The sequence below is a fragment of the Exiguobacterium sp. s26 genome (assembly GCF_018618235.1).
In the GTDB taxonomy this organism is placed as follows: domain Bacteria; phylum Bacillota; class Bacilli; order Exiguobacteriales; family Exiguobacteriaceae; genus Exiguobacterium; species Exiguobacterium chiriqhucha.
Map to the genome: position 1 here is coordinate 416146 of NZ_JACSLS010000002.1, position 14016 is coordinate 430161.

General features: G+C 54.7%; 17 protein-coding genes. 2 read left to right on the forward strand and 15 right to left on the reverse strand.

The window, feature by feature from the left end; genetic code table 11:
• Positions 1 to 41 precede the first annotated feature (41 nt).
• The 10 genes from KNP82_RS04565 to KNP82_RS04610 all read right to left on the reverse strand — a co-directional run bounded on the left by KNP82_RS04565 (position 42) and on the right by KNP82_RS04610 (position 8231).
• On the reverse strand, positions 42 to 947 hold the full coding sequence (locus KNP82_RS04565) for a hypothetical protein (RefSeq protein ID WP_214827181.1): 906 nt from the start codon (positions 945 to 947) through the stop codon (positions 42 to 44).
• Positions 948 to 1488: 541 nt separating this feature from the next.
• The gene (locus tag KNP82_RS04570; RefSeq protein WP_131471075.1) at positions 1489 to 2001 is read right to left on the reverse strand and encodes a metallophosphoesterase family protein; all 513 of its coding nucleotides are present in this window, start codon (positions 1999 to 2001) and stop codon (positions 1489 to 1491) included.
• A gap of 5 nt (positions 2002 to 2006) precedes the next feature.
• Positions 2007 to 2597 (reverse strand): XTP/dITP diphosphatase, encoded by a 591-nt coding sequence (locus KNP82_RS04575; protein WP_214827183.1) that lies wholly within the window; start codon positions 2595 to 2597, stop codon positions 2007 to 2009.
• Entirely contained in the window at positions 2594 to 3343 is a 750-nt protein-coding gene (rph, locus tag KNP82_RS04580) for a ribonuclease PH (protein ID WP_214827185.1), read from the reverse strand. The genes KNP82_RS04575 and rph overlap by 4 nt, the downstream gene beginning before the upstream one ends.
• A complete protein-coding gene (racE, locus tag KNP82_RS04585) occupies positions 3336 to 4142 on the reverse strand; it encodes a glutamate racemase (protein WP_285801269.1) in 807 nt (268 codons plus the stop codon). Before racE ends, rph begins: the two co-directional genes overlap by 8 nt.
• Positions 4143 to 4258: 116 nt before the next feature.
• The gene (locus KNP82_RS04590) at positions 4259 to 4522 is read right to left on the reverse strand and encodes a phosphocarrier protein HPr (RefSeq protein WP_021066838.1); all 264 of its coding nucleotides are present in this window, start codon (positions 4520 to 4522) and stop codon (positions 4259 to 4261) included.
• A 71-nt stretch (positions 4523 to 4593) separates the two neighbouring features.
• Entirely contained in the window at positions 4594 to 5034 is a 441-nt protein-coding gene (locus KNP82_RS04595; protein ID WP_214762233.1) for an acyl-CoA thioesterase, read from the reverse strand.
• A gap of 9 nt (positions 5035 to 5043) precedes the next feature.
• Positions 5044 to 5844 (reverse strand): succinate dehydrogenase iron-sulfur subunit, encoded by an 801-nt coding sequence (sdhB, locus tag KNP82_RS04600; RefSeq protein WP_021066836.1) that lies wholly within the window; start codon positions 5842 to 5844, stop codon positions 5044 to 5046.
• Positions 5841 to 7598, reverse strand: a complete 1758-nt coding sequence (gene sdhA / locus KNP82_RS04605; protein ID WP_029595861.1) for a succinate dehydrogenase flavoprotein subunit — start codon at positions 7596 to 7598, stop codon at positions 5841 to 5843. Before sdhA ends, sdhB begins: the two co-directional genes overlap by 4 nt.
• A gap of 15 nt (positions 7599 to 7613) precedes the next feature.
• Entirely contained in the window at positions 7614 to 8231 is a 618-nt protein-coding gene (locus tag KNP82_RS04610) for a succinate dehydrogenase cytochrome b558 subunit (protein WP_021066834.1), read from the reverse strand.
• Positions 8232 to 8454: 223 nt separating this feature from the next.
• Between KNP82_RS04610 and KNP82_RS04615 the strand changes: the two genes are divergently transcribed.
• Entirely contained in the window at positions 8455 to 8847 is a 393-nt protein-coding gene (locus tag KNP82_RS04615) for a YslB family protein (RefSeq protein WP_235045180.1), read from the forward strand.
• Between the two features lie 48 nt (positions 8848 to 8895).
• Here KNP82_RS04615 and KNP82_RS04620 read toward each other — a convergent pair whose 3' ends face one another.
• Both KNP82_RS04620 and uvrC read right to left on the reverse strand, forming a co-directional pair.
• The gene (locus tag KNP82_RS04620) at positions 8896 to 9702 is read right to left on the reverse strand and encodes an aminoglycoside adenylyltransferase domain-containing protein (RefSeq protein WP_058763188.1); all 807 of its coding nucleotides are present in this window, start codon (positions 9700 to 9702) and stop codon (positions 8896 to 8898) included.
• Positions 9699 to 11483 (reverse strand): excinuclease ABC subunit UvrC, encoded by a 1785-nt coding sequence (gene uvrC / locus KNP82_RS04625; protein ID WP_214802998.1) that lies wholly within the window; start codon positions 11481 to 11483, stop codon positions 9699 to 9701. The genes KNP82_RS04620 and uvrC overlap by 4 nt, the downstream gene beginning before the upstream one ends.
• Positions 11484 to 11555: 72 nt before the next feature.
• On the opposite strand from uvrC, the gene KNP82_RS04630 reads away from it, so the two are divergent.
• Positions 11556 to 12869 (forward strand): dihydrolipoyl dehydrogenase family protein, encoded by a 1314-nt coding sequence (locus tag KNP82_RS04630; RefSeq protein ID WP_214827188.1) that lies wholly within the window; start codon positions 11556 to 11558, stop codon positions 12867 to 12869.
• A gap of 37 nt (positions 12870 to 12906) precedes the next feature.
• On the opposite strand, the gene mnhG is transcribed toward KNP82_RS04630, so the two are convergent.
• Genes mnhG through KNP82_RS04645 form a run of 3 tightly spaced genes read right to left on the reverse strand, consistent with a single transcriptional unit; the run spans position 12907 to position 14013 of the window.
• Positions 12907 to 13266 carry a monovalent cation/H(+) antiporter subunit G gene (gene mnhG, locus KNP82_RS04635; RefSeq protein WP_031200113.1) on the reverse strand — a complete coding sequence of 120 codons (360 nt, stop codon included), beginning with the start codon at positions 13264 to 13266 and terminating at the stop codon, positions 12907 to 12909.
• Positions 13244 to 13534 carry a Na(+)/H(+) antiporter subunit F1 gene (locus KNP82_RS04640; RefSeq protein ID WP_021066828.1) on the reverse strand — a complete coding sequence of 97 codons (291 nt, stop codon included), beginning with the start codon at positions 13532 to 13534 and terminating at the stop codon, positions 13244 to 13246. The genes mnhG and KNP82_RS04640 overlap by 23 nt, the downstream gene beginning before the upstream one ends.
• The gene (locus KNP82_RS04645; RefSeq protein ID WP_058763184.1) at positions 13534 to 14013 is read right to left on the reverse strand and encodes a Na+/H+ antiporter subunit E; all 480 of its coding nucleotides are present in this window, start codon (positions 14011 to 14013) and stop codon (positions 13534 to 13536) included. The genes KNP82_RS04640 and KNP82_RS04645 overlap by 1 nt, the downstream gene beginning before the upstream one ends.
• Positions 14014 to 14016 lie beyond the last annotated feature (3 nt).

Genomic DNA, 14016 nt, shown 5'->3' on the forward strand with positions numbered 1-14016 from the left:
ATCCGTATTATAGCATAAATCCGGCGACTGCACACAAGGATTTAGTCTAGAAACGCCTCGGTGAAACGCATGTCCGCCTCGAGGATTTCCGCTGCTAGGCCGTCAGTTTCCTCGTGTTGCAAGATGGCCGTTTTCGCCTGTCCGAGTGCCGCCTCCACGTCAGACGCTTCTCGCGGTGTGAACGGGTAGTGCGTGTACATGTAATTCATAAGCAGTTGTGTCGCAATCTCGTCACCGTACACGACCCGCTGCAATTGATTGGTCATCGCTTCCCACGCTTGCGTATGCACGGTCGCCTCGTCTTGCGTCAATCGGTGCCGTATCCCGAGATCGGTCCATTCGATGACCGGCAACTCGTCGAACGCTTTTTGGAGCACGATCAACTTCATCAACTTTGGACGTTCCGCGACGAGGAGCTCTTTCAAGACGTTGTCGAGGACGTCGTCGATATTGAAATGGACGTGTTCAAGCGTCTCAATCTGTTCGCCGATTCCGCCTCGATGAAGGATTCGCTTCACTTTGGCGATCGCGGCCGGGAACTCGGTCAACTTCAACACTTGCAGTACTTGATGCGCTTGTGTGTTGACGTGATCAGTCTTCTCTTGCCATTCGAGATAGAGATTGATCCAATGGGCCGCCTCGAACGGTTGGTCACGCATGATGTAATACTGGGCGATTTGAAGCCCGCCGGCTGCAGGTTCTTCTGCGACCGTCATCTGAGTCGTGACGAGTTCTTCGAGTTTCTCAAGCGTCTCCGGTTCTTCCGGACGTTCCATCAGACATTGGAATAGTTCCATGAAAACAAAGGGATCACCGGGCACTGCCTCATACCAATCCCACAGAATCGGTTCGACCCGTTGCCGTTCTCCGGCCGTGTCCGCCTCTTGAATCATCTTCTGAAGCCGCGACCAGTTCCCAGGAAACGGGTACGCTTTCTCTTTTGCCATCTCTCCACACCCTTTCCATTCATCTCCATCTTCCGTTAGGAATCGATTCGTTGTCAATCAATACCCCGAAAAACGAAAAAAGAGACAACCTCCGTGGAGGCTATCTCTATTTTAAATGGAAGTGTCCCAAGAGGGATTCGAACCCCCGACCGACGCCTTAGCTTACCACCATGGCTTTCGCCACCAACGTGTGTTGTTTGTAGTCTGGACTATATCTTCACCATTTCAGGTGCGACACGTGTAGTCTCTACGGAACCTCACGAGCAAGGTGCTCCTTCAATGGCTCTACCTCTAAAGGATGACCTTTAGTCCTTCGAACCATCTTGTCCCCGAAAGGAAATAAGTTTCCTCGGTATTACCATCAGCATGATCTGTTAAGGCTTCACCGATATAGTGTCGTCCACTCTATAGGTTGCTGTTTCCCTATAAAGGCTCCTATTTGTCTTGAAGGGCGTTGCTCTATCCAGCTGAGCTATTGGGACATTGACAAGAAAACTATAATAGAAAAATGGTTTGCTGTCAATTCCTTCTTTTCATTCCGTCACAGCTTTCCGCTCACATCGAGATCCTCGACGACTGAACCGTCCTCAGACCGATAAAAGCGAACGTTGGCCTGCCCGTTCTCGAGATCCATCAGTACATACGTCTTGTCACTCCGTCCGCGCGGCATCCGAATCGAGCCCGGGTTCACATAGAGCACCCCGTCCTCAATCAACGCTCCGGCGACGTGCGAGTGGCCGAACAACACGACGTTCGCCCCGACCTCTTCGGCCCGATAACGCAACCGGTTCAAGTCGTACTTCACATCGTGGTGATGGCCGTGGACGATGAGAATCGTGCCTTCAGCCGTCTCCTCGATTCGCTCGAGCGGCAAGTCACCACCGAAGTCGCAATTGCCGCGCACGGTGTGATACGGGAGCAGGTGCTCGTCGACGAGCGCGAGTTGCGAGTCGCCACAATGATACGCGTCGTCGATTTCTTGTTCGTGCCGATTAAAGATGATCGATAGTTCTTCTGTCAATCCGTGACTGTCACTGACTACGAGAAAACGCATACGGGTCACCCTTTCATGAACGGAATGATTTTTGCCTCTAACTTTCGTAGTGCTTGACCGCGGTGACTGACCGCCGCCTTTTCGTCGCGTTCGAGTTCCGCTGCCGTCTTATGGAGCGACGGGACGATGAAGAGCGGGTCGTAACCGAAACCGTTCTCCCCGTGCGGCGCGTAGCCGATCGTCCCTTCGATCGTGCCGCGCACCGTCAACGTCTCCCCTGATGGTTTGGCCAGACAGAGGGCACAGATAAAGCGTGCCGTCCGATCGGTCGCCCCGTTCAACTTCTCGAGCAAGAGGGCGTTGTTCGCCTCGTCCGATTTTTCAGGTCCGGCGAAGCGGGCCGAATGGACACCAGGTGCCCCGTCGAGCGCGTCGACTTCGAGCCCCGAGTCGTCTGCGAGGACGGCATGGCCGAAGTAGCGGGCCGCCTCGGTTGCCTTCAGCTCGGCGTTCGCTTCGAACGTCGTGCCTGTCTCGTCCGTCTCCGGTGCGTCCGGATAGTCGAGCAACGACTCGACCTCGAAGCCGAGCGGCGTGAGCATGCCTTCGATTTCTGCGACTTTTCCTTTATTGCGTGTTGCGACGATGAGTTTCATGTTGTCTCCTCCAATTGTTCCCCGACATACCACCACGAGGCACCGAGCGCGTCTTCGGCTGCTTTGAACAGCGTCTCGATCCCGCTCTGGGCCATGTGGAGCATCTCGTTCATCTCGAGCAACGTGAACGTCGCTTCTTCCCCCGTGCCCTGCACTTCGACGAAGCGTCCGCTCGCCGTCATGACGACGTTCATGTCGACCTCGGCCGCGGCATCTTCTTCGTAGTTCAAGTCGAGCAGCAGGTGATCGGTCCGACCGACCGAGATCGCCGCGACGCCTTCTTTAATCGGCGTGTCGTCGAGCTTGCCTTGACGGATGAGCGCATCGACCGCGAGGACGAGGGCGCAGAAGCCGCCGGTGATCGAGGCCGTGCGCGTGCCCCCGTCCGCTTGGATGACGTCACAGTCAATCCAAATCGTCCGTTCGCCGAGCCGTTCCAAATCGACGACCGAGCGGAGCGACCGGGAAATGAGACGCTGAATCTCCATTGTCCGGCCCGACTGTTTCCCGCGTACCGACTCACGGACCGTACGGTTGCCGGTCGCGCGTGGGAGCATGGCGTACTCGGCGTTAATCCAGCCTTGCTTCTTGCCGCGCAAAAAGTTCGGGACGCGTTCTTCGACCGTCGCCGTACAGATGACTTTCGTGTCCCCGATCGAGATGAGGACCGATCCTTCCGCATGCTTGTTCACATGAGGAACGATTTCGACGGGCCGGAGCTCGTCCTGTTTTCGTTCGTTACGCATCGACACCGGACACCTCTACTTTCTCCGCTCTCACGGGCTGACCGAGCCACTCTGTCGCGAGCCGGTCAAAGATGACGACGTCCCCCGTCGCATAAAACTGGTGCGCCGGGACCGTGTCGAGGTCGTTCTCGAGCTCTTTGAAGTCGAGGATGGCCGCCACTTCGAGCGCCGTCTCGTCACCGGACGAAATCAAGTGGACGTCCGGTCCGACGACGTCTTGAATGACCGGGGCGAGCAACGGATAGTGCGTGCACCCGAGGATGAGCGTATCCATCTCGGAAGATTGGAGCGGCCGAATCGTCTCGGCGACGATTGCGCGGACGCGTTCCCCGTCGAGTTCGCCGGCTTCGACGAGCGGGACGAACGGCGGACAGGCGAGCGAATACACATCAATCTTGCCGGCCACGTGCCGAAGCGCCGTCTCGTATGAGTTGCTCTCGATCGTCATCTTCGTACCAATGACGCCGATATGTTTATTGCGCGTCCCTTTGACGGCCGCGCGGGCTCCCGGGTCGATGACACCGATGACCGGGATGTTGAGGCGTTTGCGCGCCTCTTTCAAGACGACCGCTGTCGCCGTGTTGCAGGCGATGACGATCATCTTCACGTTCTTGCTTAACAGGAACTCGATCAGTTCCCACGTATAGGCTTCAATCTCATCGTGCGGGCGCGGGCCATACGGGCACCGTTCCGTGTCGCCGATATAGATAATTTCTTCTTTCGGTAGTTGGCGCATCAGTTCTTTGACCACCGTCAAGCCGCCAACTCCTGAATCGAGTACTCCAATCGCTCGTTTCATGATCATCACTTCCATTCCCATCTATCTTACCAAAAAAGCCGATTCTGAAAAAGAAACGGTCTCGTGACAAACAAAAAAGACGAGGTAGCCGATTGGCCGCCTCGTCCGTCGCTCAATTACTGAGCAAGACCTTCGCTTGTGAGCATGTCAGAAAGCGTGTTAACCGCTTCTTCTGCATCGTCACCAGCTGCAGTGATTTTGATTGTAGAATCTTTAGCGATTCCGAGTGAAAGAACACCCATGATTGACTTGAGGTTTACTGTTTTACCGTTGTACTCAAGGTTGATATCTGATTGGAACTTAGAAGCTGTGTTAACCAACTGTGTAGCTGGACGAGCGTGAATTCCTGAATCTGCAACGACTGTGAACGTTTTTTCCATGACGTGATAGTCTCCCTTCAAATTTCAATTCTACAGGCGGACCTGCAAAATAATTGTTTGTGAACTCATTATCAAATGATAGCGGATTCGCAAAAATTCTGCAAGCGATTTTTATATTCTGGAGTCCATTCGGTCGGACGACCGGATTTCGACAAGTGCACGAGGCTCGTGCGCCCCGCGAACATGAGCTGGTCTCCGTCATATGCCCCGTAATGAATATCACATGAAGTGTTTCCGACCGTCAAGACATTGGCATACACCTTGATCGATTGGCGCGGCATCACTTGGCGGACATAGTCGCACTGGGCGTCCGCCACGACGACGAACCCATCTTTCAACGAGAACCCAGTCGCTTCAAGCAACTCGATCCGTGCATCCTCGAAATAGATGAACGGGATCGTGTTATTCATGTGGCCGTACGGGTCGCACTCCGAAAATCGGACTTTGACGTCTAGCGCGACCCCTGCTCTGACACGTGTTTCCCAATCGGCTTCCCGGAAGTACTTCGTCATCCGTAACCCTTACGCCTCGACCGCAGAACCAGTGCGGCCTTTGTCGCTACCGAAGAACGATTTGAACGAGTGAAGCGTCGTCTGACGGTTCATCGCAGCGATTGACGTCGTGAGCGGAATGCCTTTCGGACAAACTTCGACACAGTTTTGTGCGTTTCCGCACTGTGCGAGACCACCGTCTTCCATGAGCGCTTCCAAACGGTCTTCCGCGTGGAAGGCGCCGGTTGGATGCGAGTTGAAGAGACGGACTTGCGAGATGGCAGCCGGTCCGATGAAGTTCGATTTGTCGTTGACATTCGGGCATGCCTCGAGGCAGACACCGCACGTCATACATTTCGATAGTTCATACGCCCATTGACGCTTGTTCTCTGGCATCCGTGGTCCTGGTCCTAGATCGTACGTCCCGTCAATCGGAACCCAAGCCTTCACTTTTTTCAACGCGTCGAACATGCGCTGACGGTCGACTTGAAGGTCACGGACGACCGGGAATGTCTTCATCGGAGCAAGACGAATCGGTTGCTCGAGCTTATCGACGAGTGCCGTACACGATTGGCGCGGCTTGCCGTTGATGATCATCGAACAAGCGCCACACACTTCCTCGAGACAGTTCATGTCCCAGTTGATTGGTGTCGTCTTGTCCCCGTTCGCGTTGACCGGGTTCCGGCGGATTTCCATCAGTGCCGAGATGACGTTCATATTCGGACGGTACGGGACGGTAAACTCTTCCGTATAGGTCGGTTGATCCGGCCCGTCCTGGCGTTCAATGATAAAACGAATGTCTTTTTGATCTGCTTGCATCGGCGTCGTCATTTCGTCTTCGCCCCTTTCTTCGAGTAATCCCGTTTACGTGGCGGGATTAACGAAACGTCGATCTCTTCAAACGAGATATCGACTTCCCCATTGTCGTAACGTGCCATCGTCGTCTTCATGAAGCGCTCGTCATCACGTTCCGGGAAGTCCGGCTTGTAATGAGCCCCACGGCTCTCATCGCGTTTCAAGGCGCCAAGTGTGATGACGCGTGCGAGGTCGAGCATGTGGTCGAGCTGTCGGATGAACGATGCCCCTTGGTTGCTCCAGCGGGCCGTATCGGTCGCGGAGATGTTGTTATAGCGTTCACGAAGTTCACGGAGTTTGAGATCCGTCGCTTCGAGCTTATCGTTGTAACGAACGACCGTGACGTTGTCGGTCATGAGTTCGCCGAGCTCACGGTGGATTTGATACGCGTTTTCCGTACCTTCCATCGCGAGGATGTCGTTGAACCGCTCGATTTCTTCACGTTCGTTGAAGTTGAAGAGTGCTTCTGGCACGCTCTCTGTCGCTTGGTCGAGACCGCGCATGTAATGAACGGCCGCAGGACCGGCTTCCATCCCGCCGTATACAGCCGAGAGGAGCGAGTTGGCACCGAGACGGTTGGCACCGTGCATCGAGTAATCGCACTCACCGGCAGCGAATAGCCCTGGGATGTTCGTCATTTGGTCGTAATCGACCCAGAGTCCGCCCATCGAATAGTGAACGGCCGGGAAAATCTTCATCGGGACTTTCCGCGGGTCGTCGCCGACGAACTTCTCGTAAATCTCGAGGATACCGCCGAGTTTGATGTCGAGCTCTTTCGAGTCTTTATGCGACAAGTCGAGGTACACCATGTTCTCGCCGTTGACGCCGAGCTTCTGGTTGACGCAGACGTCGAAGATCTCACGCGTCGCGATATCACGCGGCACGAGGTTTCCGTAGGCAGGATACTTCTCTTCAAGGAAGTACCATGGCTTGCCGTCTTTATACGTCCATACACGTCCGCCTTCACCACGTGCTGACTCACTCATGAGACGAAGCTTGTCGTCCCCTGGGATCGCCGTCGGGTGGATTTGGATGAACTCGCCGTTCGCGTAGACCGCGCCTTGACGGTAAACCGCTCCAGCCGCTTGGCCGGTGTTGATGACCGAGTTCGTCGATTTACCGAAGATGACTCCTGGGCCACCTGTCGCAAGGATGACCGCATCCGATGGGAACGCTTTAATTTCCATCGAGCGTAAATCCTGACAGACCGCACCACGGCAGACGCCTGATTCATCGATGATGGCCCGGAGGAACTCCCAGCCTTCATACTTCTCGACGAGCCCTTGCGCCTCATAGCGACGGACCTGCTCGTCTAGCGCGTAAAGAAGCTGTTGCCCTGTCGTCGCACCGGCGTAAGCCGTGCGGTGATGGAGCGTGCCGCCGAAACGTCGGAAGTCGAGAAGACCTTCTGGCGTCCGGTTGAACATGACACCCATCCGGTCGAACATGTGGATGATTTTCGGTGCCGCTTCCGCCATCTTTTGGACTGGCGGTTGGTTGGCGAGGAAGTCGCCCCCATAGACCGTATCATCGAAGTGTTGCCAAGGAGAATCCCCTTCCCCTTTCGTGTTGACGGCACCGTTGATGCCGCCTTGTGCACAAACTGAATGTGAACGCTTGACCGGTACAAGCGAGAATAGTTTTACCGGAACACCCATCTCAGCCGACTTGATTGTCGCCATGAGTCCAGCTAGACCGCCACCGATGACGATCAAACTTTGATTTGCCATGTACTTTTCCCCCTATTACAAGATGCCAGCGAACGTCAAGATTGAACGGATGCCGACAAAAGATAGTGCCAAGAAGACCGCGCCTGAGACGTAGCTCATGAAGCGCTGTGAACGAGGCGACTGTGTGATCCCCCACGTGATGGCAAACGACCAGAGACCGTTCGCGAAGTGGAACGTAGCCGAGAGGATCCCGACTATGTAGAAGATAAGCATGAGCGGATTGTCGACGATGTTTTGCATCATCTCCGCATTCACTTCAACGCCACGCAACTTCGCCAAGCGCGTTTCCCAAACGTGCCATGCGATGAAGATGACGAGGAAGACGCCCGTGAATCGTTGGAGCATGTACATCCAGTTACGCGCGTATGAGTAACGATTCGTGTTAATCGAACCGAGGAACGCATAATACACGCCATACACGCCGTGGAAAATCATCGGCAAAGCGATGATGGTGACTTCAAGGAAGTACAAGTACGGTAAGCTCTCCATGAATTTTGCTGCCTTGTTAAACGACTCCACCCCATCGACGATATAGTAGTTGACCGACAAGTGGACGATCAAAAACAGGCCGATTGGGATGACCCCAAGTAGCGAATGGACTTTACGACTGAAATAGTCACGCTGCGAAGCCATTCTAGTTCCCCCTTTGTACGAGCCCTTGGCTCGTTTTGTAAATAAAAGCGTTTTCAAATGTAAATATAGCTTTCTGTCTCCTATTCTACTCTTGTGAATTTTGTATGACAAGACAACCTGACCGATTTGTGACACATTCTTTTGCAAAATACCCGGTGACCAAAAGCCGATTCGTCGTTATAATGGTATAGAGAGATTGGAGTGATGGAAGAAGATGGAAACGATGAGCCAACCCACTTTCGCGATCGAACTGTTGCGCGATTATGTGTTGACGGATTTGCTTGGGGACGATTACGCCCAAGTCATCTATTGGTCGGGTAAACGGGTCGCACGCAAGTTCCCGGTCATGCCCAATGAGGAACTGAGCGCCTTCTTTAGTGAGGCCGGCTGGGGAGATTTGACGCTGCTGAAAGAAAAAGGAAATAAATTCTTGTTCGAGCTCACGCCCCCACCCGCGACCCAAGAGAAGGCGACGGGCTACTTCCAGCTCGAGGCTGGTTTTTTAGCCGAACAGATTGCGGGTCGTTTCCAATGCGTCGCCGAAGGATATGCCGACGTGACGCGCAAGGCCGTCCACATCACCGTCCAACTAGACCGAAAAGATACGTATGAATGACGAAGAGCCGATGCGATTTTTACACCGCATCGGCTCTTTCTTTTTGAGTTAATCCTCCAACTCATCCTTCTCTTCATACGGAAAGAGACGCTCATTGGCGAAGATATAAAAGTCGATGAGCTCCGACCTTGAGAACGTCATGTCTTCACCCGCATATGCCGCTGCCGCTTTTTGAATGACGTGCAGGAGATCAGTTGGAATCGGTTGTCGCTTCGCCCACTCGAGCACTTCTCGTTTGGCAAGCACACGCCCATCCGTCTCGTAGGCCATCACCCGCACGAGATTCAGTACGCTATACACGGGGTGGTTATCAAGCGAGCTCAGGCAATCCAACGCGTCGTCCTTGATTGCTTCTCGGTAATGTCCATCCTCAAACCCGAGCAACAACTCATGCATCGGAGTCCCGAACAAGACGCAGCCCCGCTCCATGATAACTTTAACATGGGCGGACAAATCCGAATCGGTCATTTCTCGTTGCTCATGGAGCAGTTCATCGATTGACATTTCTTCTAATCGCATGCGCCATTGCTCACTATAATGAAACTCGAACGGACTCGGATGGACCCATTCTTGTAACGCTCGTTCCGTCATCACGGTCAACTCGAGCGGATACGGCTGCGTCGATGTCTCCAGGCACAGTCGCATCAAACCGAGCCGCTCCTCGTCCGACAGGTCTCGGTCGCTCACGAACAGTAAATCGACGTCACTCTGTCTCGGATGAAAGCCTCCCATCGTCACAGACCCGTGCACGTACGCATGTTGAATCGCGTCGGTCACGTCCGCCAAGTCACGCACGAACTGTTCAATAAAAGGGGATGTCTCGTCTGGAAAATCGGCTAACGCGTCTCGGTTCATTCATCGGTCTCCTCATGGACGTATTGGATTACGGTCTCGGCCAACTTCTCCGGCAGACCCGCTTCTTTCAACTGTTCGAGCGAGGCGAGACGGATCTGCTTCATCGACCCGAAATGACGAATCAATTGCTGACGCCGCTTTGGCCCGACGCCCGGGATATCGTCGAGCACCGACTTCGTCATCTTCTTCGTCCGCAGGCTGCGGTGGAACGTGATGGCGAAGCGGTGGACCTCGTCTTGCATGCGTTGCAGCAAATAGAACGCGCTCGAACGTGAGTTCAATTCGACGACCCCGCCGCCTTCCCCGAACAAGAGCTGGCTCGTCCGGTGACGGTCATCTTTCTTCAACGAGCCGACGGGCAAGTCGAGCCCGAACTCGTTTTGCAGGACGTCGAGGGCGGCGTTCAATTGCCCGATGCCCCCGTCAATCAACAGCAGATCCGGCAGACGTTTCTCTTCCGTCAACAGACGGCGGAATCGACGGCGGACGACCTCTCGCATCGTCTCATAGTCGTCCGGTCCTTGGACGGTACGAATCTTGTATTTGCGATATTCCTTCTTGAGCGGCTTGCCATCCTCGAAGACGACGAGCGCCGAGACGGCGTCCGCACCTTGGATGTTGGCGTTGTCGATGATATCGACGCGCGACAAGTTCGGGATACCGATTGCCTCACCGAGTTCACGCATGGCGAGGAGCGTCCGCTCTTCGTCGCGGGCGAGCAACTCGAACTTTTCGTTCAAGGCGATGCCCGCATTTTTCGTCGCCAAGTCGAGCAACTGTCGCTTCGCCCCTCGTTTCGGCTGCATCACTTTCGTGCCGATCGCCTCGTTCAACAGATCGATGCGGACGATCTCAGGGACGAGCACTTCCTTCGGCAATACGTTCTGCTCGTAGAACTGGACGATGAAACTCTCGAGTTCCTCGGACGGTTCCCCGTGAAGTGGGAACAGGGACACGTCGCGCTCGATCATCTTGCCGCCTCGCATATAGAACACTTGGACGCACATCCAGCCGCGGTCGAGTGTGTAGCCAAAGACGTCACGCGCTGTCGGGTCGGCCGTGATCATGTTCTGTTTGTTCATAATCGATTCGACGGCCCGGATTTGGTCACGGAGCTCGGCGGCACGTTCGAACTGCATGTCTTCGGCAGCCAGTCCCATGTCGACTTGGAGTTTGGCGAGCGTCTCGCTCGTCTCCCCGTTCAAGAAGCGTCGAATCTCTTGGACGATCTCTTTTTGCTCGTCCGTGTCGATGGCGAGCTCACACGGTCCGAGGCACTGCCCGATGTGGTAATACAGACAGAGCTTGCGCGGCATCGGTTGGCATTTTCGCAGCGGATACAACTTGTCGAGCAGCCGCTTCGTCTCGTTGGCGGCATAGGCGTTCGGATACGGCCCAAAATAGAAGCCGCCGTCCCGCTTCAGCTTCCGTGTCGTGAGCAACCGCGGATACGGCTCGTTCGTGATTTTGATATACGGATACGACTTGTCATCCTTCAAGCGGATGTTATATTTCGGGTCGTGCTTTTTGATGAGCGTCATCTCGAGCAAGAGTGCCTCGAGCTCGCTCGCCGTGACGATATATTCGAAGTCCCGAATCTCGGCCACAAGGCGCATCGTCTTGATGTCGTGCGCCCCGGTGAAATACGACCGGACCCGGTTCTTCAGATTTTTCGCTTTCCCGACGTAAATGATTTCCCCGTACTCGTTCTTATGCAAGTAACAGCCGGGCTCGTCCGGGAGGAGCGCCAATTTATGTTTAATGTGGTCAGAATGACTCAAATTCAATCACCTCAGTTTAGGTTCCTTCCAGACGGGAAAAAATTGATGAAGTCTCAGAGGGAGGGTTTTGGAATGAAACGGTACGATGTCATCATCATCGGCAGCGGCTCGGCAGCGAGCCAAGCCGCCAGCGTGTTACGTGACGCCGGTAAACAAATTGCGATTGTCGAGAATTGGACGTTCGGCGGGACGTGCCCGCAGCGCGGGTGTGACCCGAAAAAAATGCTCGCGGAAGGAGCCGACCTGATTGCCCGGGCCGAACGGATGAAACCGCTCGGTGTGACCGGCGAACTCAAGCTCGACTGGCACGCCTTCAAACATCGTGTCGACGAGTACCGCTTTGCCGTCCCGACGACGAAGATGCATCATTGGCAAGAACACGGCATCGATTTGTTCGAAGGCGAACCACATTTCATCGACGAAGACTCGATTGTCATCGAAGGACATGAAATCTCGGCGCATCAATTCTTGATCGCATCGGGGCAAATCCCGCGTCCACTCGACATTCCCGGCGGAGACGCTGCCATCACGAGCAACGACGTCTTCGACCTTGAGGTGTTACCGCAACACGTCATCATCGTCGGAGCCGGTTATATCGCCTTCGAGTTCGCCCATATTCTGCGCCGGTTCGGATGTGACGTGACGCTCCTCGTCCGGTCGCGGGCGTTGAAGCCGTTCGACCGTAAAGTCGTCAAACGGCTTGTCGATGAGACGATTCAAATCGGGATCGATGTCCGCTATGGAATCGAACCGGTCGACATCAATGGCGACGTCGTGACGCTATCAGATGACTCTACCCTTGTAGGACTCGTGCTTAACGCCACCGGGCGGATTCCGAGCATCGAGCGACTTCGGTTGGATGCGGCCGGCATCGAGTCCGACCACGGCGGCGTCTTGGTCAACGAGTTTCTCCAGACGACGAATCCGAACGTCTATGCGGCCGGAGACGTCGCCAAGAGCCGCAACCCGGCCCTCACCCCGTTCGCCGGACAGGAAGGCCGCATCGCCGCGCTCAACCTGCTCCGCAACAACACGCGTCCGCTCCCCGAGCGTCCCGCCCCGACGGTCGTCTTCACGACACCACCGATTGCCAAAGTCGGGCTGACGGTCGACGAGGCCAAGGCGCAAGGCATCGACTATGAATGTAAAGACAACGACTTGTCCCATTTCCTCACGTATGAGCGGATCAACGACACGACGGCGTTCTCCCGCATCTTGCTCAGCAAGGACGGTCATGTGCTCGGCGCCCACTTGATTGGGCAACACGCACCGGAACTGATCAACTTGTTCTCATTCATTATACAAAACAATATGACCCATCAACACGTCAAACACTTGGAGTTCGCGTATCCGACGTCCGCGTCCGATATTTCGTACCTCATCTAAAAAAGGCTCTTCCATCGTGCGATGGAAGAGCCCTTCGTCATTCGATTCCTTTATCCTTATCTTCTTGCAAGGCGTCCTGGAGCGATTTGTCCCAGAGCTTGACCCCTTGGGCGTGAGCCGCCCGAGCAATCAAGTGTCCGCCGACCGGAGCCGTCAACAAGACGAAGAACAAGCCGAGCAGGAGTCGTGCGTCAAAGATGCGCTGGTCGACCCAGACGTGCAGGAGCGCCGCGAACAAGACGAACATGACACCGAGCGTCGCGCTCTTCGAGGCCGCATGGGCCCGCGAGTAGATGTCCGGCAGCCGGATGAGACCGATGGCCGCGACGACGGTGAAGAATACCCCGATGATTGTGAAGACACCGGTTAAAATGTCATAAATCATTGTTGCGGTCATGTTGGATGATCTCTCCCTTCTCGAGGAATTTCGAGAACGCCACCGTTCCGATAAAGGCTAAAATCCCGAGCAAGAGGATGACTTCGAAAAACATCGTCGTGTCGAGCAGAATCGACAACAGCGAGACGACGGAAATCAAACCGATTCCGATCGAGTCGAGCGCGATCACACGGTCAGCCGTCGTCGGTCCTTTGACGACCCGATACAGCATGCCGAGCATGGCGAGCACGAGGATGGCGAGCGCCACGTAAATAATAATATCTAACATTAGCTGGTCGCCTCCTTAATCTTCGTCTCAAAGTTATCGTGAATGCCTTGCTTGAGCGACTCTTTATCCGGCATATGGAGCGCATGGATATAGAGCGTCTTATTGTCGTCCGACACTTGGACGACGAGCGTCCCTGGTGTCAGGGTGATGAGCATCGACAGCCAACTGACCTTCCAACCGGCATCGAGCTCGGTATGGTACCGGAAGATGCCTGGTTGGATTTTCAGTTTCGGGCTGAGGACGAGCCGGAGCACCTCGACGTTGGCGAGGACAAGCTCTCGACAGAAAATCAAGAACAGTTTAAGCAGTTTCAAGACGCGGATGAAATAGAAATCCGTATTCTTGAAGAAGCGGCGCATCATGAAGATGACGAGTAATCCGAGCAAATAGCCGATGAGAAATCCGCTCGTCGTGAACGTACCCGTGAAGAACATCCAAATGAACGCCAGGAAAAAGTTGATGAGTAGTTGGTAAGCCATCTC